23 protein-coding genes are annotated in these 24610 nt (G+C 61.9%); 13 read left to right on the top strand and 10 right to left on the bottom strand.

What is annotated here, in order from left to right:
- Nucleotides 1-5: 5 nt before the first annotated feature.
- On the bottom strand, nucleotides 6-947 hold the full coding sequence (locus MKZ40_RS13380; protein WP_175090381.1) for a LysR substrate-binding domain-containing protein: 942 nt from the start codon (nucleotides 945-947) through the stop codon (nucleotides 6-8).
- Between the two features lie 131 nt (nucleotides 948-1078).
- Between MKZ40_RS13380 and MKZ40_RS13375 the strand changes: the two genes are divergently transcribed.
- The 6 genes from MKZ40_RS13375 to MKZ40_RS13350 all read left to right on the top strand — a co-directional run bounded on the left by MKZ40_RS13375 (nucleotide 1079) and on the right by MKZ40_RS13350 (nucleotide 6973).
- Nucleotides 1079-1540 (top strand): DoxX family protein, encoded by a 462-nt coding sequence (locus tag MKZ40_RS13375; RefSeq protein ID WP_175090382.1) that lies wholly within the window; start codon nucleotides 1079-1081, stop codon nucleotides 1538-1540.
- Between the two features lie 49 nt (nucleotides 1541-1589).
- Nucleotides 1590-2315: a pirin family protein gene (locus MKZ40_RS13370; protein WP_175090383.1), complete on the top strand. Its 726-nt coding sequence runs from the start codon at nucleotides 1590-1592 to the stop codon at nucleotides 2313-2315.
- A 219-nt stretch (nucleotides 2316-2534) separates the two neighbouring features.
- Nucleotides 2535-2939 carry a YkvA family protein gene (locus MKZ40_RS13365; protein ID WP_175090384.1) on the top strand — a complete coding sequence of 135 codons (405 nt, stop codon included), beginning with the start codon at nucleotides 2535-2537 and terminating at the stop codon, nucleotides 2937-2939.
- A gap of 184 nt (nucleotides 2940-3123) precedes the next feature.
- Nucleotides 3124-3798 (top strand): hypothetical protein, encoded by a 675-nt coding sequence (locus MKZ40_RS13360; protein ID WP_217485932.1) that lies wholly within the window; start codon nucleotides 3124-3126, stop codon nucleotides 3796-3798.
- Between the two features lie 355 nt (nucleotides 3799-4153).
- The gene (locus MKZ40_RS13355; RefSeq protein WP_175090386.1) at nucleotides 4154-5848 is read left to right on the top strand and encodes an L-lactate permease; all 1695 of its coding nucleotides are present in this window, start codon (nucleotides 4154-4156) and stop codon (nucleotides 5846-5848) included.
- A 198-nt stretch (nucleotides 5849-6046) separates the two neighbouring features.
- Nucleotides 6047-6973, top strand: a complete 927-nt coding sequence (locus MKZ40_RS13350) for a 2OG-Fe(II) oxygenase (RefSeq protein WP_217485933.1) — start codon at nucleotides 6047-6049, stop codon at nucleotides 6971-6973.
- Nucleotides 6974-7066: 93 nt separating this feature from the next.
- Here MKZ40_RS13350 and MKZ40_RS13345 read toward each other — a convergent pair whose 3' ends face one another.
- The 4 genes from MKZ40_RS13345 to MKZ40_RS13330 all read right to left on the bottom strand — a co-directional run bounded on the left by MKZ40_RS13345 (nucleotide 7067) and on the right by MKZ40_RS13330 (nucleotide 11322).
- Nucleotides 7067-7705 carry a cold shock and DUF1294 domain-containing protein gene (locus MKZ40_RS13345; RefSeq protein WP_175090387.1) on the bottom strand — a complete coding sequence of 213 codons (639 nt, stop codon included), beginning with the start codon at nucleotides 7703-7705 and terminating at the stop codon, nucleotides 7067-7069.
- A 27-nt stretch (nucleotides 7706-7732) separates the two neighbouring features.
- On the bottom strand, nucleotides 7733-8275 hold the full coding sequence (locus MKZ40_RS13340) for a DUF2628 domain-containing protein (protein WP_175090388.1): 543 nt from the start codon (nucleotides 8273-8275) through the stop codon (nucleotides 7733-7735).
- 223 nt (nucleotides 8276-8498) lie between these two features.
- The gene (locus MKZ40_RS13335) at nucleotides 8499-10652 is read right to left on the bottom strand and encodes a pyridoxamine 5'-phosphate oxidase family protein (RefSeq protein WP_175090389.1); all 2154 of its coding nucleotides are present in this window, start codon (nucleotides 10650-10652) and stop codon (nucleotides 8499-8501) included.
- Nucleotides 10653-10680: 28 nt separating this feature from the next.
- Nucleotides 10681-11322, bottom strand: a complete 642-nt coding sequence (locus MKZ40_RS13330; protein WP_175090390.1) for a glutathione S-transferase — start codon at nucleotides 11320-11322, stop codon at nucleotides 10681-10683.
- 175 nt (nucleotides 11323-11497) lie between these two features.
- Here MKZ40_RS13330 and MKZ40_RS13325 point away from each other — a divergent pair, with 175 nt between their 5' ends.
- The gene (locus tag MKZ40_RS13325) at nucleotides 11498-12421 is read left to right on the top strand and encodes a LysR family transcriptional regulator (protein ID WP_175090391.1); all 924 of its coding nucleotides are present in this window, start codon (nucleotides 11498-11500) and stop codon (nucleotides 12419-12421) included.
- A gap of 6 nt (nucleotides 12422-12427) precedes the next feature.
- On the opposite strand, the gene MKZ40_RS13320 is transcribed toward MKZ40_RS13325, so the two are convergent.
- The gene (locus MKZ40_RS13320; protein WP_175090392.1) at nucleotides 12428-13348 is read right to left on the bottom strand and encodes a LysR family transcriptional regulator; all 921 of its coding nucleotides are present in this window, start codon (nucleotides 13346-13348) and stop codon (nucleotides 12428-12430) included.
- Between the two features lie 128 nt (nucleotides 13349-13476).
- On the opposite strand from MKZ40_RS13320, the gene MKZ40_RS13315 reads away from it, so the two are divergent.
- The 3 genes from MKZ40_RS13315 to MKZ40_RS13305 all read left to right on the top strand — a co-directional run bounded on the left by MKZ40_RS13315 (nucleotide 13477) and on the right by MKZ40_RS13305 (nucleotide 16636).
- A complete protein-coding gene (locus tag MKZ40_RS13315; RefSeq protein ID WP_175090393.1) occupies nucleotides 13477-14397 on the top strand; it encodes an NAD(P)-dependent oxidoreductase in 921 nt (306 codons plus the stop codon).
- A 3-nt stretch (nucleotides 14398-14400) separates the two neighbouring features.
- Nucleotides 14401-15966: an aldehyde dehydrogenase family protein gene (locus MKZ40_RS13310; protein WP_254627176.1), complete on the top strand. Its 1566-nt coding sequence runs from the start codon at nucleotides 14401-14403 to the stop codon at nucleotides 15964-15966.
- Between the two features lie 322 nt (nucleotides 15967-16288).
- Entirely contained in the window at nucleotides 16289-16636 is a 348-nt protein-coding gene (locus MKZ40_RS13305) for a hypothetical protein (protein WP_217485934.1), read from the top strand.
- Between the two features lie 9 nt (nucleotides 16637-16645).
- Here the strand turns inward: MKZ40_RS13305 and MKZ40_RS13300 are convergent, their stop codons facing one another.
- Complete coding sequence (locus MKZ40_RS13300) at nucleotides 16646-17584, bottom strand: LysR family transcriptional regulator (RefSeq protein WP_175090395.1); 939 nt, start codon at nucleotides 17582-17584, stop codon at nucleotides 16646-16648.
- Between the two features lie 203 nt (nucleotides 17585-17787).
- Between MKZ40_RS13300 and MKZ40_RS13295 the strand changes: the two genes are divergently transcribed.
- Both MKZ40_RS13295 and MKZ40_RS13290 read left to right on the top strand, forming a co-directional pair.
- Nucleotides 17788-19215 carry a sodium:solute symporter family protein gene (locus MKZ40_RS13295; protein ID WP_175090396.1) on the top strand — a complete coding sequence of 476 codons (1428 nt, stop codon included), beginning with the start codon at nucleotides 17788-17790 and terminating at the stop codon, nucleotides 19213-19215.
- 246 nt (nucleotides 19216-19461) lie between these two features.
- Nucleotides 19462-20748, top strand: a complete 1287-nt coding sequence (locus tag MKZ40_RS13290; RefSeq protein ID WP_175090397.1) for an FAD-dependent oxidoreductase — start codon at nucleotides 19462-19464, stop codon at nucleotides 20746-20748.
- 146 nt (nucleotides 20749-20894) lie between these two features.
- Here the strand turns inward: MKZ40_RS13290 and MKZ40_RS13285 are convergent, their stop codons facing one another.
- Both MKZ40_RS13285 and MKZ40_RS13280 read right to left on the bottom strand, forming a co-directional pair.
- Nucleotides 20895-22196 carry an SLC13 family permease gene (locus MKZ40_RS13285; RefSeq protein WP_175090398.1) on the bottom strand — a complete coding sequence of 434 codons (1302 nt, stop codon included), beginning with the start codon at nucleotides 22194-22196 and terminating at the stop codon, nucleotides 20895-20897.
- Between the two features lie 52 nt (nucleotides 22197-22248).
- Nucleotides 22249-23073 carry an amidohydrolase family protein gene (locus MKZ40_RS13280; protein WP_175090399.1) on the bottom strand — a complete coding sequence of 275 codons (825 nt, stop codon included), beginning with the start codon at nucleotides 23071-23073 and terminating at the stop codon, nucleotides 22249-22251.
- Between the two features lie 151 nt (nucleotides 23074-23224).
- Between MKZ40_RS13280 and MKZ40_RS13275 the strand changes: the two genes are divergently transcribed.
- On the top strand, nucleotides 23225-23977 hold the full coding sequence (locus MKZ40_RS13275; protein ID WP_175090400.1) for a GntR family transcriptional regulator: 753 nt from the start codon (nucleotides 23225-23227) through the stop codon (nucleotides 23975-23977).
- Nucleotides 23978-24119: 142 nt separating this feature from the next.
- Here the strand turns inward: MKZ40_RS13275 and MKZ40_RS13270 are convergent, their stop codons facing one another.
- Nucleotides 24120-24584 (bottom strand): FCD domain-containing protein, encoded by a 465-nt coding sequence (locus MKZ40_RS13270; protein ID WP_282627924.1) that lies wholly within the window; start codon nucleotides 24582-24584, stop codon nucleotides 24120-24122.
- Between the last annotated feature and the right edge of the window lie 26 nt (nucleotides 24585-24610).

The following is a 24610-nucleotide window of genomic DNA, read 5'->3' as shown; positions in this document are numbered from 1 at the left end:
TCGTGTCAGTCTCCACGCAAGTCAGTCGTCGCCTCGCGCGGCAACAGTCCGAAGGTCTCGCCCATGCCGGGGGCGGCAAGGCGCTCAAGGAACCATTTGAGCGCCTTGCCCTGACGACCACTGCGCCACGCGAGCGAGAGATCGAGCGGCGCGCGCTGCGTCTCCAGCGAAAGCACGACCAGACTGCCCTCCTCCAACTGGCGATGGATTCGATGCCGCGGCAGATAGCCGACCCCCAGCCCCTTGCGCTGAACCTCGATCTTCTGCGCCGTGGTCTTGACAATGATCTGACTGCGGCCATCCAGCAAACCGGAAGAATGGCCGGGCAGGCTGCGCGAACTGTCCGCCACGATCACGGTGGGATACTCCTGCAGCGCCTCGATGGCAATCGGCTGCGTCAGCCGGGTCAGCGGATGATCTGACGCCACGACGAAGACAGGCTCTATTGCGCCGAACCGCCGGCACGCTAGCCCCGACACCGGTGGCTCGCCGGGCACGCCGATCACCAGATCACAGCGATTGTCATGCAGCGCATCCCAGGCACCCGCCATCACCTCCTCGCTCAACACCACCCGCGTGCGCGGCTGGATGGCCTGGAATTCCTCCAACAGCGGATAGAGCGCCTCCGGATCAAGAATGGTATCGACGCAGATACGCAGCTCGACCTCCCAGCCAGCTCCCGCCTGACGCGCCAGCGCCGTCATCTCCTCGGTGGCCAGCAGAATGCGCCGCCCATGCGCCAGCACCAGGTGGCCCGCATCAGTCAGCTCAGCCTTGCGACGCGAGCGATCGAACAGCGGCACGCCCAGCTCTTCCTCCAGCTTCTGGACCGAATAGGAAATCGCCGAGGGCACGCGATGCAGTGTCTCGGCGGCCGCGGCGAAACTGCCGCGTCGCTCGATGGCATCCAGCACGCGCAGGGCGTCGAGTGTGATGGGTGAGACCATGGTTCAAAAATTCTGATTATTTAGACCAGAATCCTCCGTTATTTTTTTGATAAGCCGCATTCTATAGTAGCTCCATCGATCAAACACACTGATCTGAAAAACCTCATATCCCCTGATCAATGGAGCCACACATGTTCAAGTCTGCCCTCTCTCGCCTGATGACCACCGATTCCAGCCTCGCAAGCCTGGTGCTGCGTGTCCCGACCGGCATCATCTTCATGGCCCACGGTTCACAGAAACTGTTCGGCGCCTTCGGCGGCTACGGTCTGGAAGGCACCGGTCAGTGGATGGCCTCCATCGGTATCGAACCCGGCTATCTGATGGCGCTGCTGTCCGGCAGCGGCGAGTTCTTCGGCGGACTGGCGATCCTGATCGGCCTGCTGACACGTCCGGCGGCTGCCGTGCTGGCCTTCACCATGCTGGTCGCCATCCTGACCGTGCATATCGGCAATGGCCTGTTCATGAGCAACAACGGCTACGAATACGGACTGGCACTGCTGACCATCGCGGCGAGCCTGGCGATCACCGGCGGCGGCAAGCTGTCCCTTGACCGGATACTGCAACCGGGCAGCAACGCTGTGCGCGAAGACTGAAGCCTGCTTCACTTACCGGCAGACACCACGACACTCTGAGGAGGTTGCCATGTTCACGTTACGAGCAGCGGCAGAACGCGGTCATGCTCGATTTGGCTGGCTGGAAAGCCGCCACAGCTTCTCCTTCGCCAGCTACTACGACCCGGCTCACATGGGCGTCTCCGTATTGCGCGTAATCAACGATGACCACGTGGCGCCGGGCGCGGGCTTCGATCCGCACTCGCACAGCGACATGGAAATCATCAGCTATGTGCTGTCAGGCAACATCGAGCATCGCGACAGCATGGGCTCACGGCACACCTTGGGGGCGGGCGAAGTCCAGCTGATGAGTGCCGGGACGGGCATTGAACACAGTGAGTACAACGCCTCGTCCCTCGAGCCGCTGCGCTTTCTGCAGATCTGGATCACGCCACAGGCCAAGGGGCTGCCGCCGCGCTATCAACAGCAGCCCTTCGTCGCCCGCGACGGTCTCACCCTGCTGATCGCACCACCGGCGCAAGCCGCGCCTGGGATGCTGACCATCAATCAGGATGCCCGGGTGTATCGCATCGGCCTGCAAGGGAATGACGAGCAGCGCGCAGCACTGGAACTGCCGCTGGATAGCGAGCGCCGCTACTATCTGCACGTCATCGACGGGTCGGCGACACTGAAGGGCAAGGGTCAGCAGAGCCTGCCACTGTCCGCGGGGGATGCCGTCACGCTGGATCATGAACCCGAGGCCACTCTCGATGAGGCGCGAGGTCTGCATGCGCTGCTGTTCGACCTGCCCGCTTGAGCCGGCCTTTGATGGCATCGGGCCATGATTGTCCTCTAGACCCACGACGCCTCCCCGCCCATATGACTGTCGGCGGGGAGGCGTCGTTATGGCATGTCCGCATGGGAGAACACCTGGCAGGGAACGTGGCTGGGCGACATCTGTCATAGGGAGTCATGATACGATCAAGCGCGAGGCTGGCCGTCATCGCCATCCTCGTGAGCTGACGGAGGAAACCCAATGAGCAAGGACACGACCATTACGTCCACTCCACCCGAGACACCCGGATTGCCGGCACCGGATGCACAGCCCCTCACGGCCCACGCCTCCGAGTACAGCGAGGAAGGTTTCTGGCACAAGGTCTCGTCGGTCGCCCGCAAGGCCGGCCAGACAGCACTCAATCCCGCCCTGCGCATGTATTTCGCGGCGCAGGATTCCGATACCCCTGTCTGGGCCAGAACCACCATCTACGGCGCGCTGGGCTACTTCATTTCCCCCATCGATGCCCTGCCGGACTTCACCCCCCTGCTGGGTTACACCGATGACATCACCTTGATGGCGGGCGCGGTAGCCATCGTGGCGGCCCATATCAAGCCGGAACATCGCGCACGCGCGGACAAGGTGCTCAAGCGCTGGTTCGACTGAGCTGACGCCTCTTGCGAGCCTTCACATAGACAAATGCAACATTATTCAACAAAAGTTGACAAAGGTTGAAAGGCGTTGTCTGGCCCGTGTTTAGCCTCATGACATGCGCATGTTACGGTTAGCGACAACTTCGCCACGCCCGAGAATTCGTCATATGCCCGTCACTCGAATGCCCAAGCCATTGATGAAACTCGCTGTCGCGGGCACCGCCCTCATGATGCTGGCCGGCTGCGCATCGCGCGCGCAGATCGATGTCCCGAAGGTCGCGCCAGTGGAAGCGCAGGCCTACCAGCACAAGGTGTTCTATTCCGACGTCTATTACAGCCAACCACAGGCCAACCTGTTTTCTGGCGCAGCCCAGCAGGCCATGCAACCACTGGGCAACATCAAGCTGTCGCGCATCTGTTCACCGGCGATGACCCACTTCGATCAATTGCTGCGTGAGCAATTGCCCGCGTCTTCGCGCATCACCCATGATGCGCGTGCCAGCGACTACCGCCTGCGGGTGGAAATCCAGGCCCATGAGAATCGTGGCCCTGTCTATCTTGATTACCTGATCGCCCAGAACCTGACCAAGAATCTGCTGACCTTCGGCGTCGCCAACGAGGATTTCGATATCATTGCCGATTTCGATGTCCAGTATCGTCTCTACGACAAGAACGAGCAGTTGCTTTACAGCAAGGATTACGCCGTTCAGGACTCCGTGCCTCACCAGGCAGGCAACTTCGACTTCGGCGATCGCATCTTCCTGCCGGCCCAGAACATGATGAAGAAGTACCTGCTGTTGACGATGAATGACTTCTTCGTCAACGCCAGCCGCCCGAGCCCAGAACTTGCCGTCGTGCTCAGCGATAGCTGACAGCGAGCCAGATCAAGCACGCACTGGCAACACTCGACTTCCTATATGTCACATCACGACAACGCCTCGCCAGCCATGCTGACGAGGCGTTGTCGTAAGTGACTATTAGTCTAACTTCGATAGCTTTTCTGCATAGGTCTTCACTGACAAAACTAAAAAACTCATCAACAGATTCAATGACTTGATGACCAGGAAATTTTGTTGAGCCACTGGTAATACCAGATGACCTCAAGTAGCAGAAACAAATGGACTCTCTTACCTTGAGCTAGCGTCAGGTGCGACATGACAACGCACCCATCCAGCAACAAAGACTTCCAAACGATGTTCGCCACGCAACATAGGGAGAGTGCTGCACATGAATCAGTCGCTATTGGCACTATTGGCCTTTGTGCCATTGCTGCTCGCCGGGGTGCTGTTGATCGGCTTTCGCATGGCCGCCCGCCTCGCCATGCCCATCGTCTTCGTGGTCACTGCATTGATCGCACTGCTGGCCTGGGACATGACCTTCACTCGTGTACTGGCCTCGTCCCTGCAGGGGCTGATACTGACGGTCGCGATCCTGTGGATCATCTTCGGCGCCCTGCTGCTGCTCAACACCCTCAAACATTCCGGCGGCATTGCCGCAATACGCAACGGCTTCTCCGGCATCAGCCCGGACCGCCGCGTACAGGCCATCATCGTGGCCTGGCTGTTCGGCTGCTTCATCGAGGGGGCCTCCGGCTTCGGCACTCCCGCCGCCGTCGCCGCTCCCTTGATGGTGGCGCTGGGCTTCCCGGCCCTGGCGGCGGTCGTGGTGGGCATGATGGTGCAATCGACACCGGTCTCCTTCGGCGCCGTCGGCACGCCCATTGTGGTCGGGGTTTCCGGTGGCCTCGACAAGGCCGGTATCAGCGAGACACTGGCCGCGAATGGCTCGAGTTGGGATGCCTACTTCCAGCTGGTGACGTCTGAAGTCGCCATCACTCACGGCATCATCGGCATCTGCATGCCGTTGATCATGGTTGCGGTGATGGTGCGGTTCTTCGGTGCCAATCGCTCCTGGCGTGAAGGATTGGAAGTCGCCCCCTTCGCGCTGTTTGCCGGCGTCTGCTTCGTGGTGCCTTACGTACTGGCCGGCATATTGCTGGGGCCGGAGTTCCCGTCGATGATCGGCGCCATGGTGGGGCTCGCCATCGTGGTACCGGCGGCGCGCAAGGGCTTCCTGCTGCCCAGCCGGACCTGGGACTTCCCGAACGCTGACAGCTGGCCCGCGGAGTGGATCGGCAAGCTGGACATGACACTTGTGCCCGTCGAGGGCCGCAAGCCGCTCTCGGTCGGCATGGGGTGGCTGCCGTACGTGCTGCTCGCGGTGCTGCTGGTGATGTCGCGCGTCATCGCACCGATAAAGGAAGCACTGACCTCTTGGAGCTTCGGCTGGAGCGGCATTCTCGGGGAGGGTGACATCTCCGGCAGTCTGCAGCCCCTGTACCTGCCCGGCGGTATTCTAGTGGTGGTGGTACTGCTGACCATCGTGCTGCACCGCATGCGCATGCGCGATGTCAGTGCTGCCGTCAGCGAATCCAGCCGCACCATCCTCGGCGCAGGCTTCGTGCTGCTGTTCACGATTCCGATGGTGCGCATCCTGATCAATTCCGGCGTCAACGAGGCGGATCTGGTGTCGATGCCGGTGGCGATGGCGCAGTTCATCGCCGATGGCGTGGGCGATATCTACCCGCTGTTCGCGCCGAGTGTCGGTGCCCTCGGGGCCTTCATCGCAGGCTCCAACACCGTCTCCAATCTGATGCTGGCCGATTTCCAGTTCAACGTCGCCCAGGCCCTGGGCATCTCCAGCGCCATGATGGTCGCCCTCCAGGCGGTCGGCGCGGCTGCCGGCAACATGATCGCCATCCACAACGTGGTCGCCGCCTCGGCAACCGTCGGCCTCCTGGGTCGCGAAGGCGTCACGCTGCGCAAGACGATCCTGCCGACGCTCTACTACGTGATCTTCGCTGGCCTCATCGGCATGATTGCCTTCCACGGCCTGGGGGTGATCGACGGCTTGATGGGCTGACAGCACACCGCGTATTACTCTGGCAGACGACAGCAGGCCCGCATTGTGTGCAGGCCTGCTGTCGTGTGGAGATCATCAACGAGATATTGAATGTGTTTACTCCAGAGGGCTGTTTATCAACAGGGTGCGGCGTAATAAATTGCCCAACATCACCGAAACGCCAACCCTCATACCGCAAGTTTCTGGAGCAGACACCCCATGACCCACTCTGTATTGCACCCTACCCGATTACAACAGGCCCGCGAGCTCGAATTGCCTTCCCGCGAGGCCATGCTGCGGCGCGCGCCCTCCGTCCAGCAATTCTGGGACGATCACCGTCAGCTGCTGAGTGACGCCTGGCGTGAATGGGAAGCCGTCGAGCAAGACGACCTCGCCATCCTCGACAGTACCTTGATCGACGAGGCGCTGCGCACTGCCGTCAAGCAGGCGTGGGAGAATCCCGAGCGCGAGACGGACGTCAAGGCGCTGATGACCGAAGTCGCCACTGACGTCTATCAGTTCCAGCTCTTCGATCCCGAACGCATCGCTGACCTGCGCAACCTGCTGGAGCAGGCATGGGACGCCGGCATTCCACTACGCCCGCCGTATGGCATCGTGCTCAATCGACGCGGCGCGATGCTCGACCAACGCTCACAGGGCTACTTGGCGGCACCGAATTTCCAGGCGTTCTACCAGCAGCTGCTCGACACCTACATGCGCCCGATCTCCCGCATGCTGTTCCCGGAGATCATGGGCTACGATGGCCAGACCTTCGGCTTCTCGATCCACTATCAGCCCACCACGGACGCCTCGATTCGACCGCATACCGATGCCTCATCCGTGACGCTCAACATCAACATGAACCTGCCGGACGAGCCCTTCGAGGGCTCTGAACTGGACGTTCTCGATGCCGCCAGCGGTGATGCGGTGCGCTTCTCGTTCACGCCCGGCTCGGCCATGCTGCATCGCGGTAACGTGCCGCATGCCCCGCAGCCGATCACCAGCGGACAGCGCTCCAACCTCGTGCTGTGGCTGTATGGTGAACGAGGCCAGATACCGCCGCAGAGCGCCCAGCGTCGGGCGATACCTGCCGAGGATCGCTGGGTCGCCTCGAGCGCTGAACAGGATGATTACGCTCCGTTCTGATGGATATCGCTATCGAACAAAAACGACAAAGGGGGCCTTTGATAGGCCCCCTTTGTCGTTGTCATGTGATCGAAACGCCGCTCGATCACCCGCTCATGACCATCGGATCATGGCCTCGCCTGGCATGACGGGAAAGCCGAGCAGATCACGAAGGAACGCGGCATCCGGCGAGAGCGTCAGCCAGCTCACGGCGGCGATATTGAGCAGTACCACACACCAGAACACGAACTGGTAGCTTGTCTTGCGCGTCTTGTGGCGCAGACTCTGCTGGGCGATCAACGCGCCCGGCCAGCCACACGCAAGCTCCATGAAGTGCAGGGTATCCTCGCGGACTCTCTGTTCACTCTCAGCAGCGGCCAATTTATCTACCCGATACGCCATGTACGCCACCAGGCTCATGCCCAGATACGCTACAGGCAATATCCATGGCAGACGCTCCTGCCACCATCCTGCACCGAGCACCACCGCAACGGCCAACGCCACCAACCATGCAAGCCCCACCCCGGTTGAAGTGCTGGAAGCTCCGGCCCCATGGGTGCGAAAGCAAATGGCACGTGGACGATTGTTGTCATCCATGCCCAACTGATAATGCACCTGCGCGCTGGCCTTGGGTCGCCCACGCCCCTTATATGCACTGATGTGGGCAAAGACATCCTTGCCACCCGACGCCGGGGTAATGAAGCCGAAGCCCTTGGCATCGTTCCAACGCGTCAATCGTCCTTGAAGGTTCATCGTCTCTTCTCTTCCTGGTCTGGCCCCTTAGCCGATGAAGGTACCGGAGGTATTGCCGCCCCCCTTGCCGCCGGCGCCACCTTCACCGTGGTCGTCATCATCTCCATCATGTCGGCCATCCTTATGCTCTCGCTCGACGTCGCGCTGCCCCTGGGAAACTCCCTGATCCTGAGAGCGAGCGCCGCCTTGTTCATGATCACGGATATCGCCAGCGGGAGACGCCTGCGCATTGGCATACACCGCCAGCGCATCATCGGAATTGCGCGCCTCGACCTGAGCCTGCTCTCGATAGCCCTGGGTTTCCAGCAGGCTCGCGTACCACTGGTTGCCCTTGAGGCTGATGGTCAGATTCAGGCCCAGAAACAGCACATTGGAGATGAGCTGCCCTTCCATGGTCGCCGGAATGAAGACCGAGCTGAGCACGATGAAGCCGAACAGGCTGCCCGCCAGCAACCACATGCGCTTGTAGAGCGCCCAGAACATGCCGAAGAAGAACGCCGGCCAGGACCAGCCGATCTTGACGGCGAGCGTGCCGTGCTGGGGATGCGTCAGAATGCGAAATGAAGCCATCGAGGAGATCCTAGTCTATGGCGCCGGGCCAGCCGTGAGCCGCCAGGGGCGCGGAACAAATGACATACATCGTCCACTATACCGCTGCCCACTTGTCAGGACCATGAACCTCGCTGGCGCTATCTCACTGATTCTCCTCAATCTTGTCAGCCGCGCGAGTCATCGAGCTCAGTCATTCAAGCTCAGTCATTCACAGCGGGCCATTCGCGCCTGACGACACAGCTCACAGCGTCTGGATGACCAGAGGCGCCTCTCCCGCCGGGTAGGCACAGCACATCAGCACCTGCCCCGAAGCCACGCCAGCCTGTGGCGGCTCGGGATACTGCACCTGCCCCTCGACGAGTCGCAGTGCACAGCTACCACAGCGCCCGGAACGACAACTGGACATGGCATTCACGCCTGACTGCTCGGCTAGCTCCAGCAGGCTGCCCTGTTCGGGCGTCCACTGACGTGTGATGTCCGCATCGCTATCCGGCGGCTGGCCGGGTGCCCCGCGCGGCGTGAAGGTGACTTGGGCATGTTCCGGCAAGCTCGCCTGGAAGTCTGCCGATAGTGCAACCGCAGTTGCCTCGCCCTCCTCCAGTGAGCCGAGGCCGAAGAATTCGTGATGCAATTGCTCTCGCGGCAATCCCAGTGTCATCAGGGCGGCGTATTGCGCGCGCATGAAGCCTTCCGAGCCACACAGGTAGACATGGCTCACGGCAAGCTCTGGCAGGCTTGCCGCCAGACTCGCCAGCTCCAGCCTGCCGACCGATTGATGGTGTCCGGCTGCGAGGTCCGCCTCGGTCGGGCGTGACAGGGCGATATGTAACCGCAACCACGCATGCACACGCGACCAGCGCTTGAGCGTGTCGAGAAATGCCAGCTCTTGCCCATCCCGCGCGGCATGCAGGAAGAGCACCTCGCCGAGCGGAGGGTCGCCCGCCTCTGCCTTGTGTATCAGCTCTTCCAGCATGGCGATCATCGGCGTGATGCCGACTCCGGATGACAACAGCACGATAGGTGCGGTCGCGTCCTGCAGGATGAAATCCCCTGTCGGGGGTAGTGCTTCCAGTTCATCTCCCACCGCGATTTCATCATGCAGCAGTCGTGAGGCGAGCCCCTTGGGATCGCGGCGTACCGAGATGCGGTAGGCACTCTGCCCCTCCTGCCAGGCCCGGGAGAGACTGTAACTGCGCATCACCGCTATCTCGCCGATGGACAAGGGCTTGCGTGGCGTGGAGGCCAGACGCAGCGTCAGAAACTGGCCGGCCTGATAGGCAGGTGTCGGTGTCGCGGCGGACTCCTGCTCCGCCTGCGACAACGGTGCCAGATAGAAGGAGGTGATCGACTCGCTTTCGCGCACCTTGTCGATGACGCGCAGTCGGCGCAGGCGGGCGGGCGCCTCGTCAGCGGCCGGCCAGTCACCGGTCTGCTCAAGCGACGGTGAGAGTTCGATCAGACGTCCCTGGGCGGGCAAGACATGCTCGACGTGCAATATCTGCTCCGGCACCACATCCACGATGCGCTCGGCCCCTTCGACCAGTGCTGCTCGCTGGGGATTCCAGTCGACCCGGGCATGTCCCTTGAGCAACAACACCTCGCCCGTGATGAAGTCAGGAATCAACAGGCTGACCCGCGCATCCAGCTCGATATTGCCCAGGGTGTTGAAGAAGCGATTGCCAGCAAAGTCCGGAAACGACAGGCTGCCATCGGCATTCAAATGCACAAAGCCGGGTCTGCCGCCACGATGCGAGACATCCACTCCGTTGGGCGCAGAATCGTCAAGCTCACCTGCGCGAGTGGCGATGAAGAAGGTGTCCGCCCGGGCCAGCAAGGCCCGCGCCGCTGCATCGTGGCATGTCGTCTCATCATTGAGTGACACCTCGCGACTGACCAGCGATTTCGTCTGTCCACCCGCCCAGTCGATCTCACGTTGCTGGATATATTGCGGACAGTTGCCAAAACTCTGGTCGACCCCGATCCGCAGCCCATCCGGCACCCTGCCCGCCACCGCTTGCGGGGCAAGCAGGGTGCCATTCATTCGATTGCGTCGACGACTGGCAAGATCCAGCCCCAGCACGCCGATTCTAGTGCCGGGAGTGAAGTCCAGTCCCAGCAAGTTCTCCAATGCGGGACGCACCTTTACCTGCAGCTCAGCGGACGTGGCGTCACACAGCTGCCCGGGCGGCGCGTAGCTCACCACGGCCCATGGCCAGCCATCGCCGTCAGGCACCCCCATGAACAGCACCGGCAGGCTTTCGAAGAAGGCGACGTGCTGCTCGGGCATCCGCTCGCGGACGTAGGGCGCGACCTGCTCGAGATAGCGCTCTGGTACCCCTGCACGTGCCTGCACACGCTGCTCACCTGCATGAAAGACCTGCCGATGCTCACTCATGGTCAATCCCTCGCGAAGATGTGGAGACTCAGGCCAGTACAGGACTCGTGGCCATGCCGACGAAACCCGGCTCGCCTTCGATACGCGCAAGCCAGCCACGGATATTGGGATAACCTCCCAGGCCGACACCTCCCTCAGGGGCATGGGCGATATAGCTGTAACCCGCGATATCGGCCAGGCTGAGGCGCTCTCCCACCAGGTAATGACGCTGATCCAGATGGGACTCCATCACGGCGAACAGGGCATGTGCACGAGCGATGGCCTGTTCGTGGTCGAAGGGAGCACCGAACACGGTCACCAGACGTGCGGTGCAAGGCCCGGCAGCGATCTCACCCGCCGCCACCGAGAGCCAGCGTTGCACTTCAGCCACGGCCAGTGCCTCAGTGGGCATGAAGCGCTGCTCGCCGTCATAGCGCCGGGTCAGATAGACGAGGATGGCATTCGAATCGCTGAGGAAGACCCCATTGTCCTCGATGGCCGGCACCTGCCCGAACGGGCTGATCTTGAGAAACTCGGGGGCCTTGTGCGCGCCGTTGGCCATGTCGAGATCCACCGTCTCATAGGGAATCTCCAGCAGTGCCAGCAGCAGCTCGACGCGGTGGCAGTGGCCGGACTTGGGATTGCGGAACAGGCGAATGGGAGATGCTTCAGCAGGAAATAGCGAGTTCATGGGTCACCTTCGTGGGCAGTGGAAAGACACGGTCTGAATCGTCTCATGCAGTCGAAACACCACGACCTATCAGACCTCCCCACGGTAATCCAATCACCACAAGGCTAGAATCCTCGAACAATACAATTCATCATTCCATGAAATGATAGTAATCGATGCCAACGAGGCGCGAAGAATGGATAGACTGCAGACACTGGAGGTCTTCGTGGCCGTGGCCGATGCGGGAGGCTTCGCGGCCGGCAGCCGCGCACTGGGGATGAGTGCCCCCTCGGTGACCCGCGGCATCAATGCCCTGGAAGCTCGCCTGGGGACGCGACTGTTCACGCGTAGCACGCGACGCGTGCGTCTGACCGAGATCGGGCAGCGCTATCTGGAGGATGCACGCAGAATCCTGGCGGAACTCCAGGCGGCCGAGGACAGTGTCAGCGGCGCCGCGACTCGCCCGACTGGCGTATTGCGTATCACCTGTCCCACCGAATTCGGTCGCCTGCACGTGATGCCGTTGCTGATGGAGTATCTCGAGCGCTATCCCGAGATGCGAGCCGAGGTGGTGATGGTGGACCGCGTGGTCAACATGATCGAGGAGGGTTTCGATATCGCCGTGCGGATCGGCTCACTGCCCTCCTCGGGACTCTCGGCATTGCGCGTCGGCAGCGTGCGACGCGTGGTATGTGGCTCACCGGCGCATTTCGCCCGCGAAGGCATACCGAATTCGCTGGAGGCCCTGGCCGCCCAGCGCATCATTGCCTCCAGCAATCTGGGCGCTGGCAAGGAATGGCGCTTCGGTCGTGAGGGCGAGTATGCGATACGCATCAGCCCGAGGCTGACGATGAGCAGTATCGCCGCCTGCATCGAGGCGGCCCGCAGTGGCTGGGGCATTACCCGCGTGCTCTCGTATCAGGTCGGCGAGGATCTCGTCGCCGGTCGTCTGCAGGCGGTACTGGAGGAACTCGAACCGCCTGCCCTGCCGATTCATCTGCTGCATAGCGAGGGACGCGGCGCAGTGGCCAAGGTACGTACCTTTCTGGATTTCGCCGCCGAGCGCCTGCGCGCCAATCCCGTACTGAATCCCTCACCGTCAGCGCGATTGACCGACTGAGCCTGCCTATGGCGGGTTGAAGGCCGCCATGTCCTCACGCAGCAAACCAAGCAGCCGATTGGCACCGACGCTCAGTTGCCGACCCAGTCGGCTGATCAGTTGCACATGGGGTGTGACGAACTGAGCTTCCTGCAACGGAATGCGGCACAGCCGTCCAGCATCGACCTCCTCAGCCACCACGAAATCCGGCAGCAGGGTCACGCCGCCCTGCAGCGCGAACTGCTTGAGCATCGCCAGCGCGTTGCAGGTGAGCGTCGGGCTCAGCATCACCCCGGCCTGATACTCCGCCTGGGCGACAATCTGACGGATGCCGAACGACACCTCCGGCAGCGCCAGGGCATGGCCCTCGAGCGCCGCCAGCGTCAGTGGCTTGCGTGGATCCTGGGTCTGACGTGCCAGAGGGTGCTCGGGATTGACCACCGCACACACCGGCTGCGGCCGCGAGGCATGCGTGCGGATCTTGGGATCGCGTGTCGGATGGAACACAAGTCCGAGATGCGCCTCGTCCTCGACGACCTGACGGATCACTTCATTGGTCCCGCACAGATTCACCTTGAGCTCGATGCCCGGATGGCGGGCGGAGAAACGGCTCAAGGGCCCTGCCAGCCCCTCGATGAACCCCTCACCGATCGCCAGCACCAGCGAGCCGCTCTGCAGTCCCTTCAATGACTGCAATGACTCCAGCAACACCTCCTGCTGGGCCAGACGCTCACGGTAATACTCCAGCACTCGCTCGCCGGCCTCGGTGGGCTTGACCCCGCGGCGATGACGCTCCAGCAGCGGCATGCCCAGCTCATGCTCCAGCTGGGAAATCTGACGACTGACCGCCGACGGCGCCACATTCAGGAAATCCGCCGCCGCACGCACACTGCCAAGCCTTGCAGCCTCATGAAAGTGACGGATACGCCGCTCCTGCACCAGACTCATCACGCCTCCAGCATTGCCTTGAAGGCAACATTATAGTGAATTCGGGATTATTGCTGGAACACAGAAGCGCTGTCCATACTCGAGTCACCGGGTAGTACTCCCCCTTTCACCACGACAGGCACACCACAATGACAACAACCGTCGGTGTCATCGGCCTGGGCAACATGGGTGGCGGCATGGCCGCCACACTTGCTCGCCATGACTTCCCCGTCTTCGGGTTCGATCTCTCACAGGCTGCGCGTGACAAGGCCGCTGCGGCAGGCGTCACACCGGTCAGTTCACTGGCAGAGCTGCTGGACAGGATCGACGTCGTAATCCTCTCGCTGCCCAAGGCAGAGCAGGTAGAGCAGCTATGTCTGGGCAAGGAAGGCGCACAGGAAGAGGATCAAGACGCCACTCGTCTCCTTACGCTGGGCAAGCCCGGCCTGATCGTGATCGACACCACTACCTCGACTCCCGAGACCAGTCGCAGGGTGGCGGCGGCGCTGGCGACTCGTGGTATCGACTTCATCGATGCCCCGGTGTCCGGCGGCCCCAAGGGCGCGGCGAGTGGCAGCATGTCGATGGTGATCGGCGCCGAGGAGGAAGTGCTGGCCCGCGCCATGCCGGTACTGGAAGCCATGAGCGGCAGCCGCGTACACGTTGGCAGCTGTGGTGCGGGCAACGTCGCCAAGATCGCCAACAACATGCTCGCGGCCTGTCATCTGATCAGCACGGCGGAGGCCGTCAGCATGGCCGCCAAGGCAGGCGTATCGCCGGAGAAATTGCTGGAAGGCGTGAATGCGGGCTCGGGACGCAGCGGCGCGAGTCAGGTCATGTTCCCCAGCTGGGTGATCAACCAGGCCTATGATTCCGGCTTCACCATGGGCCTGATGCGCAAGGATGTCGGGCTGGCCAGTGATCTGACGGCAGAACTGGGGCTGGCGCTTCCGCTCTCCAGTACCGTCGCGCAGCTCTGGGATGAGAGCCGCGCGACGCTGGATGACAGCGAAGACTTCTGCGCCATTGTGCAACGCACTGACCCGACCCTCTTTGGCCACGGAGAATAAGCCATGCTGACCCAGAACATGACCCCGACCTCCCCGATCGCTAAGCGCATCGCCGAGCTGATGCAGAATTTTCAGAACGGCAGCCAGCCTCATGACGACAACTTTGTCATCAGCAGCCTGATCGGTGGTGAGTTCATCACCGGCACGGGTGAGCCCATCGAGGTGCGCAACGCCCAGGATGACAGCCTGATGCTGTCCTTCCCGGATGCCGATGCGTCTCAGGTCGCGCTCGCCAACGCCGCCACGCGCCAGGCACAACCGCAGTGGGCCGCCATGACCGCCCAGGCACGTGGGCGCGTCATCTATCAGGTAGGGACCTTGATTCGCGAACAGGCCGAGGCGCTGGCCGAACTCGAGGCGCTGAGCGCCAACAAGCCGATTCGCGATGCGCGTGTCGAGGTGGCCAAGGTCGCCGAGATGTTCGAGTACTACGCGGGCTGGGCAGATAAGCTGCACGGCGAGGTGATTCCGGTCCCGACCTCGCACCTCAACTACGTCACCTACGAGCCGCTGGGCACCGTGCTGCAGATCACGCCATGGAATGCCCCCATCTTCACCGCCGGCTGGCAGGTAGCCCCGGCCATCACCGCCGGCAATGCGGTGATCCTCAAGCCCTCGGAGCTGACGGCGCTGTCCTCGCTGGCCCTCGGTGTGTTGATCGAGCGCGCCGGCGTGCCACGCGGACTGGTCAACATCATCGCAGGCTACGGCCATACCATTGGCCAGGCCTTCATCGCCGAGGGCGACATCCGCAAGGTGGTGTTCGTCGGCTCGCCCGCGACTGGCCGCCACATCGCCACCGCCGCGGCGCAGCGCTGCATTCCCAGCGTGCTGGAGCTGGGCGGCAAGTCGGCCAACATCGTCTTCGAGGATGCCGATCTCGAGGTGGCACTACGTGGTGCCCAGGCGGCCATCTTCTCCGGCGCTGGTCAAAGCTGCGTGTCGGGTTCGCGCCTGCTGGTACAGGCCTCGATCTTCGAGAAGTTCACCACTGCACTGGCCGAGGCCGCCACGCAATTCACCCTCGGTGATCCTCAGGACCCGGCGACCCAGATCGGCCCGATCAACAACGCCAAGCAATACCAACATGTGACGTCGATGCTTGCCGGCGCCATCGAGGACGGCGCGCGTCTCGCCGATGGCTCAGCAGACCCCATCCCGGACACCGGCGGCTATCATGTCGCGCCGACGGTACTGCTGGGCGACAACGCCATGGCCTGCGCACAGGAAGAGATCTTCGGCCCGGTCGTGGTGGCCATACCGTTCGAGGAGGAAGCCGACGCCATCCGCATCGCCAACGACAGTCGCTTCGGACTGGCCGGCGCCGTCTGGACGCGCGACGTCGGCCGCGCCCACCGCGTGGCACGCCAGGTACGTGCCGGCACCTTCTGGGTCAATGGCTACAAGACCATTCACGTCAGCTCGCCCTTCGGCGGCTACGGCGAGAGTGGCTATGGCCGCTCCTCAGGGCTGGATGCGCTGCGTGAATACAGCGAAGTGAAGAGCGTGTGGGTCGAGACGGCTGCCGAGCCCGCCGCCAGCTTCGGCTATGGGGCGAGTCTAGAGTAGCAAGATAGCGTCGTGTTGCCTGTCAGCTGGGCAGCACTCAAGACACGCAGTGGTTGACGGGATGCATGGCCTTGAAAAGTCCTGCATCCTTGCTCCCTCCCCGCATGACACCGCAAGGCGCCGTGGATTTCCCACCACGGTGCCTTGCGGCGTTTGACGGCTTGCGCCAGCATCGACTTCTGATTTCCGACTTCCGAGTTCTGAGTCCCGGCATCGCGGCCAGTGGCAAGCAGTACTCCCGTGGCAAGCAGTACTCTCGTGACAAGCAGTACTCCCGAGACAAGGCATTCGTCCATCGCCCCGACGACTCAAGGATACGTGAATGCGCGTCAAGACCGACTTCCCCCATCGCGTCCGCGAGATCGAGCACACGCTGATTCCGCTCTCGGACGGCACCCGGCTGGCCGCCAGAATCTGGCTGCCGCAAGATGCGGATCGCACGCGTGCCGAGATCGTCTGGCACTACCATGCCGGACGTGGTCAGCACGGGCGTGACAGTGCGCTTGGCGAGACCACCCCGGGCCAGTTCGACGTCCGTGTCGAGAGCCACTACCGCATGCGCTGCGACGCCGAGAACTTCTATCTCGAAGCCGAGCAGATCGCCTGGCAAGACGACGAGGAGGTCCACCGACGTGGCTGGCAGCGTACAGTGCCGAGATCATCGGTCTGAGACGCCCGCTCAAGCGCCTGGCGCATACCTGTCCTGCGAGCGTTGCTGCCAGGACGCCAGCTCCGCCGCCAGATAGGGCATGAAGCGCTGCCCCTGACGCGAGACGGGATGAAAGCGCGAGGTGACCAGCGCGATGTCAAGGGTGATGCTCGGTGTGAAAGGCACGATGCGTATATGGCAATCGTGGCGCGCCAGCATCGCCTCCGCCGTCACCGGATCGATCAGCGCGATCCCCAGCCCTTCATTGACGAGCATCGCGACCGAGGGAAACAGATGGGTCTCGATGCTCGCCTGCAGTGTCATGCCGACCTGCTGGAAGGCCCGCGCGAGTTTCAGCGTGCTCTGATGATGCTGGTCCAGCGTGATGATGGTTTCCCCGGCCAGGTCCGCAGGGCCCAGTGACGTCTTCTCGGCGAGAGGGTTGTCTTCTGGAACTGCAAGCGCCATGCACAGCCGGTACTCCTCGAGTATCAGCTCATCGATGGCGGCGTCCGACTCGATCACGCCGAGATCGAACTGGCCCTCAGCGACCCACTCGGCGATCTTGCGCGAACTGAAGGTCTGCAACGACAAACGACTGTCGGGAAAATCGACAAGATAGCGCGCCATCACTCGAGGCATCACCGTGGGAGACAGCCCCGGCATCGACGCCACGGTGAGCTTTCCGGCATGGCCGTCACGCAGTCCATCGGTCAACTCATCAAGGTGGCCCACCGAGGCCAGCACCTTATCGACCCCTTCGGCCAGATGGACGGCCTCCGGCGTCAACTGGGTACCGTAGTGGTTGCGGCGAAAGAGCAGAAAGCCGACTTCACTTTCCAGATTGGTGATCGCCGTGCTCACCGCGGGCTGGGTGATGGCCAGGCGACGCGCTGCCTGGGAAAGACTGCCCGTACGTACCACCTCCTGAAAGATCTGCAATTGACGCAGGTTGTGCCTGAGTTTCATGACGGCTGGGCTCTCATCTGATGGCAGGGCTCTTGTGGCAGAGCTCTCGCGGCGAGGCCTCATGCCCGGATTCTCGAGACTAGCCTTTCTCGGGCAGACTCTAAATTGTTCTTATGACTTAATAGATCGCCTTTAGTTGTGCTTATACCCTCTGTGGGAGGAAGCTGACCAGACCCTCATAACCAACAACAAAGGGCCACACAATGCATATGATCGACCTCATGGGGCTATTGCTGTATTTCGCGATACTGCTCTACATCGGCTACCGCAGCGCCAAGAAGACCTCCAGCAGTGCCGACTTCGCCGTCGCTGGCAACAAGATCATCTGGCCGGTGCTGTTCGCCACGCTCGCTGCCTCCTTCCTCGGCGGGGGGGCCTCGATGGGTCGCGCCGGCAAGGCCTTCGATGAAGGCTACGCCTTCATGTTCGCGGCCTCTGCCTTCCCCATCGCCACCATCATTGCAGGTCTCTACATCGCACCGCGCCTCAAGCGCTATGCGGGTGCCCAGACGGTTGGGGACATCATGGCGCACCACTATGGCCGCAGTGCTCGCCTGCTGACCGGCGTCTTCTCGCTGATCTTCTGCGTCGGCATCCTCGGGGCTCAGGCGCTGGCCATCGGCACCGTCTTCAATGCCATCTTGGGCATCGACATCAGCACCGGCATCCTGATCGGCATGGCAGTGGTGCTGGTGTACTCCACGGCCGGTGGCATGTGGGCCGTGATCCAGACGGATGTGGTGCAGTTCGTGATGCTCGCCGTCTTCCTGCCCATCACCATGATCGTCGGGCTCGACAAGATCGGTGGCCCCGATGCCTTGATCGCCGCGCTACCCAGCGAGCACTTCAGCCTCATGGGCGATTACACGCCGCTGATGTTCATCAGTATCTTCATCGCCTTCCTGCTCGGCGAGACCCTCGTCCCGCCCTACACCCAGCGCGCCCTGTCGGCACCGGATTCCCGTCATGCCAAGATCGGCTACTCGCTGGCCGGTGGCTTCGGTCTGCTGTTCTATGCCGTCAGCTCCACCATCGGCCTGATCGCGCTGGTGCTCTATCCGCAGATCTCGCCGGATCAAGCCATGCCGGAACTGATTCGCGACGCCCTGCCGCTGGGCCTGACCGGCCTGGTGCTCGCCTCACTGCTGGCCGTGGTGATGTCGACGGCGGATTCCTACCTGAACTCGGCAGCGGTCATCTTCGTGACCGACATCTACAAGCCCTTCCTCAACCCCGCCATGTCCGGCAAGCAGCAGCTGTGGATCGAGCGCGGCGTCAACCTCGCCATCGGCATCGGCGCCATCGTCTTCGCGCTCTACGCCACCTCGATCATCGATGCACTGCTGCTGAGCTACGCGCTGTGGGCACCGACCATCCTGCTGCCGTTCATCTTCGCGGTGCTGTTCAAGATCCGCTGCAAGCGTGCCGGCATCGCCGCGATGCTCGCCGGGGCACTGGCCACCAGCATCTGGAAGTGGAGCAGCCTGGAGCTCGAGGCATTAAGCGGCATCACGCCGCTGATCGCCGGCGTCATCGCCAATATCGTGGTCTTCACCCTTGTCTATCAGTTCTTGAACGCGGCGCCGGATCACAACGGCAAGAATGCCCCGACCCAGCCCACCCACTCCTGAGGACCTGACCATGTTCGGATTGACCCTGTATGTGATCTGCCTGCTGAGCATCCTCACTGCCGTGGGCATCGCCATCGCCTCCTGGAAGTTCTACCGCGACAACTGAGCCACCGGCAGGGTCTGCAACGCTCGGCCCAAGGTCACCCAAGGCCCCGTCGTGCCCTTGTCATGGCCCTGCCACCGTCTTCATCACGCCGAGCATGCCGGGTAACCCGCCCGGCACGCTCGGTCAAGAGAGTCCACGCGATGACCCCGCAATCCCCTGCCGCCGAAGCGGCGAGTCACGCCAGCATTGCCGTCATTGGCGCCGGCATCATTGGCCTCGCGACCTGCCGCGCCTTGCAGGCACGTGGCTATCACGTTCATTTGTATGACCCGAAGCCCGTCGGCGAAGGCACTTCCTTCGGCAACGCGGGTCTGATCGCCAACTACGCCACCTCGCCGATGGCCAACGGCGATACCCTGCGCCAACTGCCGGGCCAGCTGCTGAGCAGGCAGCCCTCCCTTGGCATCGCCCTGCGCCACACCCCTGCCCTAGCGGACTTCGGCTGGCGCTTCCTCAAGGCGGCAACGCCCACCAATTTCCAGCGCCACAAGTCAGATCTGATCGCCCTGCTGGCCAATGCCGTCGAGCGACAGCATGCCCTGATCGATGATCTTCAGGCCCACACATCCGCACCACTTTTCCAGCAGCACGGCTGCCTACAGATCCAACGCGACACCGCCATCACCCCGGCAGCGCTGGAGACGATGGCCCGAGCGAAGCGACATGACGGGGTCGAATGTCAGGCACTGAGCGCAAACCAGCTGCGAGATCTGGAACCGTCGCTCAACTCGAAGGGACTGGCAGGCGGCCTCTACTATCCTGACACCCGCCACCTCACCAGCCCACTGTCACTCAGTCGCCAACTCTACGCACAGCTGAAAGAAGGCGGCCTGGAGTGGACGGCGCAGCAGGTTGACACCCTCACGCCGCTTTCCAGTGGTGGTTGGCGCATCAACACCGCCGCCACCTCGCAGGAGGCCTCGCATGTGGTGATCTGCGCCGGCATCGCGAGCAATACGCTGCTGACGGGGCTCGGCAAGCGACTGCCGGTGGTCAGCGAGCGCGGCTATCACATCGAACTCGCCACCTCACTGCCACTCTCACGCCCGGTGGGTTGGCTGGCGCATCACTTCTACGCCTCGCCCATGGCCGAAGGGATACGCCTGGCGGGCACCACCGAATTCTGCGCGCCCTCGCGTCCCGCATCGTCACAACGCTGGCAAGCCCTGAAGCAATGGGGCGAGACACTCTTCGGTCAGCCGCTGGACGTCGCCAGCCACTGGATGGGCGTGCGCCACTCCACCCCTGATGGCCTGCCGGTAGTGGGCGAAATGCCCGGCTGCCCCGGCCTGCTACTCGCCTACGGGCACGGCCACCTGGGCCTGACACTCTCGGACGAGACGGGCGATCTGGTGGCACGCACAGTGGCGCACGAGCCCCTGCCGGAATACGCGCGCAGCCTGTCGCCCGCCAGGTTCTGCCAATGATCCCGCTGCCCTGAGCAAGCAGGACGACACCCTTGCCCCTGAAGACGAAAGCCCCTGAAGACGAAAGCCCCTGACAGGCGAACCTGTCAGGGGCTTCTTGCGTCAGAGCTTCTGCTTACAGAAGGTGAAGAGAAAATTTCCCTTCCTCAATACACGAAAGCGAACAGGAAATTGAAGATCAGCGCAGCCCCGAAGCCCAACGGCGCTGCCTTGAACAGCAGCTTGGGCAACAGGTCATTGCGACGCTCTTCACTGGGGCATGAACCCAGAATCAGGCTACCGCCGGAAGAGAATGGCGAGATAGCGGTGGACTGAGCACCGATGACAATGGCGACAAACAGGATCATCGGGTCAATTCCCAGCTGGGTGGCCAACGCCGGCACGACAGGGAACAGCGCAGGCGTCACCACTCCCAAAGTGCTGGCGAAAAGCGACATGATCGCTGAGATCACTCCAAATACGATCGGCACCGCGTAGACCGGGATATTGCCGCTCACCCAGGAAGCCAGAAGATCGATCGTGCCGACCTTGATGGCAATCGAGATCAGCATGCCGACGCCACAGATCATGATGATGGTGCCCCACGGCAGCGAGGCGATCGCCTTGCGCTCATCTCCCAGCTTCATCAGCAGCGCGATCACCGAGAACACGCTGGCGATCAGGCCGATGTTGATACGGTCATTCACGTAGGCCACCAACGCATTATCCGGCAGGATCATCGCGGCGATCGGCGGTGCCAATACAGTGACCATCAACAGCAACGTCAGACGCAATGTCAGTCGCTGCTCACGATTCATCGGTGAGGGCTGGGCGGCATCGGAAATCTGTACACCGCCCTGACTCCCTCGCAGCGAGAACAGCACCAGCAGTCCCAGCACCACGATGGGCACGACCATGGTCGCCAGGAAGATGCCGAAACTGTAATGGAAGGCATCACCGGACGAGATACCGGCACCGGTCATCAAACCTTGAAAGATGATGCCACTCTGACTGGAAACGAAGTTGGCCCCCGCCAACGCGCCGTAGTTGACCGCCATGGCACCGACGATCAGCGACAGGCGAGTCTTGTCACACAACAGCAGTGTGATGGGCGCCATGAAGGCCAGTACCGTGTAGTAGCCTGCACCCAACGCCGAGATGATCACCGACGAAAAGAAGATGGCAAACGGCAACAAGGCTGGCACATTGCGACAGCGGTACAGCAGATGTTCCGCCAGCTTCTCAAGCGTGCCGTTGACGATGGCGAAGTTATAGAACAGACAGACCGAGAAGATGATGAAGAAGATCTTCAGCGGCCATAGGCCGATCACCTCGTTGGGCGACATTCCAAGCCAGAAGCAGCCAATCAGATAGGAGAAGGCAATGGCGAACAGACCGATATTCAGGCGCAAGCGATAGCCCAGGACGATCGAGACCACGATGGCCAGTATGACGACAAGACTCGACATGGCGAACACTCTTGTTATGTGGGGACAGGGCAGATGTGGCAGGACAATGAAGTTACAGCTGCAGCAAACGACGCGGGTTGTGGATCATTACCTGTTCGATCAGCTCCGGGCTCAGCAACAGCTCGCGTATGCGCCGGGTCTGGGCTGCATGATCGGCCACGTGTTCGAAACGGGTGTGCGGCCAGTCGCTGCCCCAGATCAGCCGCTGGTCATTGCCCATGGCCTGGCGCAACACGGCGAGCGAACGTCGTGACTGCTCAAGCGTTGCGTCCGAGCGATACGGTGCGGAGACCTTGACCCACAGCTGCGGAGAGCTCAGCAGTGTCAGAAAACGCTGATGCTCAGGAAGTGTCGGGACCAGCTCGCCCTCCTTCGGCAGGCCGAAGTGGTCGATCACCAGTGTCACGCCGGTCTCGATCAAGCTCGGCAGAAAGTCGGCGAGATCGGCCACGCTGCGCTGGATTTCTACATGCCATCGGCGGCGCGCCAGCTCACGATAGAGCGACAGCCATTCCTCCCCTAGATAGTCCGCCGGTGTCGCACCGATCAGATTGAGGCGAATGCCGACCACGCCCTCCGCTTCCATGCGATCCAGCTCCGCCATGGAGATGGCACTGTCGACCACTACTACGCCCTTGAGGCGCTCAGGAGATGCGGCAAGCGCCTGCAGCAGGAAACGATTGTCGGTGCCCAGAAAGCTTGGCTGGACTAGCAAGCCATGTGACAGCCCCTGCGAATCCAGCTGCGCCAGATATGCGTCGACCGTGGCATCATACTCAGGGCAATAGCGACGACCTTCCACCATGGGGAGGTCATGAAGAAAGACGTGGGCGTGGCAATCAACGCCACGACAGGAAGTCAGGAAATCTACAGTCATCAGGGTCACTCACTATCGGTGTGTATGTCAGGAAGCCCGAATATCAGGCCATACCGCCCGAAATTCATGCAAACATATATATGTATTTCGAGTGACAGGTTAGCGTAAAACTTACGCTGATAGCAGAGACCCATGACCAAAGGAGTAATGCATGCCGCAAGCACGGTCAGTTCGGAGGATCACTGGAACGGACAGCCGACTACCGCTTTACCAGCGCCTTCGCGATGAATTCCTTCTGCAGATCGCCGAGGGGCATTGGGTGCCGGGCACCCCCATCCCGACCGAAGCCGAGATGACGCGAGAGTATGAAGTCGCGATCGGCACGGTTCGCAAGGCCATCGAGACACTGGTGCAGGACGGTATCCTGGAGCGCCAGCAAGGACGCGGTACCTTCGTTCGCCGCCCGGAATTCACGCATTCGTTGTCGCGCTTCTTCCGTCAGGTCGACTCACAGGGCATTACCCGGATTCCGGAGAGCGATATCCTGTCATTGGAGAGCGAGCCTGCCAGCCAGCATGTCAGGCAGGCACTGAACCTTGGAGCCAGAGCAGGAGTCATCCACTTGGAGCGTCTACGCCGCCTGGAGGGAAAACCGCTGTTCCATGAGCGAATCTGGCTCCCTCAGAAGCGCTTTGCCGCACTGCTCGAGACCCCGAAGGATGCACTGGGTGACCTGCTCTACCCGACCTACGAAACACTATGTGGGCAGCTGGTCGCCCATGCGCGGGAAACACTCTCCATCGGCGTGGCAGACGCGTCTACCTCTGAGTTGCTAGGTGTAACTCTCGAGACACCAGTCGTGGTGATCGACCGCATCGCCAGTGGCTTTGATGGCACTCCGTTGGAGCTGAGGCGCTCCTACGGTATCGCCAGCGAGTTCCGATATCAGATCGAGATCGCCTGAGGTAATTGAAAGGAAACAGCAAGATGTGACGTTGCAGGTTCAGTCTGCAAGTTGTCATGTCAGTCACCCTCAACGACAAGGCCCCTGATCGGTGACGATCAGGGGCCTTGTCGTTGAGGGTGTAACACCTGACGGGTATTCATCAGGGCGCATGAACGCCTTCGAACATGCGTCGGCGCGCGCCTTCGAGATGCGCCCGCATCGCGTTTTCGGCCGCCGTGGCGTCCTTGTCGGCAATCGCATCGATGATTGCCTGATGCTCGTCCTGGACGATGCGCAGGCGCTCCTCGGAGGCGCGCAGTGACAGGCCGCGCGTCAGATTCATGCCTTCCTTGATGCTCTGATTCAGCGAACGCAGCACGGTGGCGTAGTAATGATTGCTGGCCGCCTCGGTGATCGCCAGATGGAACTCGAAGTCTTCATCCGAGGCCCGGTCATGATTGAGATTGGCCTGGTTGATGGCCTCGAAACGCTGGCGGATCTGCTCCAGCTGTTCCGGGGTGCGTCGCTGTGCGGCAAGCCCCGCCGCACTGGCCTCGACATTGGTGCGAAACTCGAAGCAACGCTGGATGTCGGCGATGCTGGAGATACGTGCGAATTCGAGCACGGCGCTGTCGGGTCGATTGATGACGA

The organism is Cobetia sp. BMC6 (assembly GCF_029991385.1).
In the GTDB taxonomy this organism is placed as follows: Bacteria; Pseudomonadota; Gammaproteobacteria; order Pseudomonadales; family Halomonadaceae; genus Cobetia.
The sequence above is the reverse complement of the archived record's forward strand: the minus strand, read 5'-3'. Positions and strand labels throughout refer to the sequence as shown.

Bases quoted from the DNA above. Each gene is read 5' to 3' on its own strand.
- MKZ40_RS13380 (WP_175090381.1), bottom strand. From the start codon at position 947: ATGGTCTCACCCATCACACTCGACGCCCTGCGCGTGCTGGATGCCATC.
- MKZ40_RS13375 (WP_175090382.1), top strand. From the start codon at position 1,079: ATGTTCAAGTCTGCCCTCTCTCGCCTGATGACCACCGATTCCAGCCTC.
- MKZ40_RS13370 (WP_175090383.1), top strand. From the start codon at position 1,590: ATGTTCACGTTACGAGCAGCGGCAGAACGCGGTCATGCTCGATTTGGC.
- MKZ40_RS13365 (WP_175090384.1), top strand. From the start codon at position 2,535: ATGAGCAAGGACACGACCATTACGTCCACTCCACCCGAGACACCCGGA.
- MKZ40_RS13360 (WP_217485932.1), top strand. From the start codon at position 3,124: ATGAAACTCGCTGTCGCGGGCACCGCCCTCATGATGCTGGCCGGCTGC.
- MKZ40_RS13355 (WP_175090386.1), top strand. From the start codon at position 4,154: ATGAATCAGTCGCTATTGGCACTATTGGCCTTTGTGCCATTGCTGCTC.
- MKZ40_RS13350 (WP_217485933.1), top strand. From the start codon at position 6,047: ATGACCCACTCTGTATTGCACCCTACCCGATTACAACAGGCCCGCGAG.
- MKZ40_RS13345 (WP_175090387.1), bottom strand. From the start codon at position 7,705: ATGAACCTTCAAGGACGATTGACGCGTTGGAACGATGCCAAGGGCTTC.
- MKZ40_RS13340 (WP_175090388.1), bottom strand. From the start codon at position 8,275: ATGGCTTCATTTCGCATTCTGACGCATCCCCAGCACGGCACGCTCGCC.
- MKZ40_RS13335 (WP_175090389.1), bottom strand. From the start codon at position 10,652: ATGAGTGAGCATCGGCAGGTCTTTCATGCAGGTGAGCAGCGTGTGCAG.
- MKZ40_RS13330 (WP_175090390.1), bottom strand. From the start codon at position 11,322: ATGAACTCGCTATTTCCTGCTGAAGCATCTCCCATTCGCCTGTTCCGC.
- MKZ40_RS13325 (WP_175090391.1), top strand. From the start codon at position 11,498: ATGGATAGACTGCAGACACTGGAGGTCTTCGTGGCCGTGGCCGATGCG.
- MKZ40_RS13320 (WP_175090392.1), bottom strand. From the start codon at position 13,348: ATGAGTCTGGTGCAGGAGCGGCGTATCCGTCACTTTCATGAGGCTGCA.
- MKZ40_RS13315 (WP_175090393.1), top strand. From the start codon at position 13,477: ATGACAACAACCGTCGGTGTCATCGGCCTGGGCAACATGGGTGGCGGC.
- MKZ40_RS13310 (WP_254627176.1), top strand. From the start codon at position 14,401: ATGCTGACCCAGAACATGACCCCGACCTCCCCGATCGCTAAGCGCATC.
- MKZ40_RS13305 (WP_217485934.1), top strand. From the start codon at position 16,289: ATGCGCGTCAAGACCGACTTCCCCCATCGCGTCCGCGAGATCGAGCAC.
- MKZ40_RS13300 (WP_175090395.1), bottom strand. From the start codon at position 17,584: ATGAAACTCAGGCACAACCTGCGTCAATTGCAGATCTTTCAGGAGGTG.
- MKZ40_RS13295 (WP_175090396.1), top strand. From the start codon at position 17,788: ATGCATATGATCGACCTCATGGGGCTATTGCTGTATTTCGCGATACTG.
- MKZ40_RS13290 (WP_175090397.1), top strand. From the start codon at position 19,462: ATGACCCCGCAATCCCCTGCCGCCGAAGCGGCGAGTCACGCCAGCATT.
- MKZ40_RS13285 (WP_175090398.1), bottom strand. From the start codon at position 22,196: ATGTCGAGTCTTGTCGTCATACTGGCCATCGTGGTCTCGATCGTCCTG.
- MKZ40_RS13280 (WP_175090399.1), bottom strand. From the start codon at position 23,073: ATGACTGTAGATTTCCTGACTTCCTGTCGTGGCGTTGATTGCCACGCC.
- MKZ40_RS13275 (WP_175090400.1), top strand. From the start codon at position 23,225: ATGCCGCAAGCACGGTCAGTTCGGAGGATCACTGGAACGGACAGCCGA.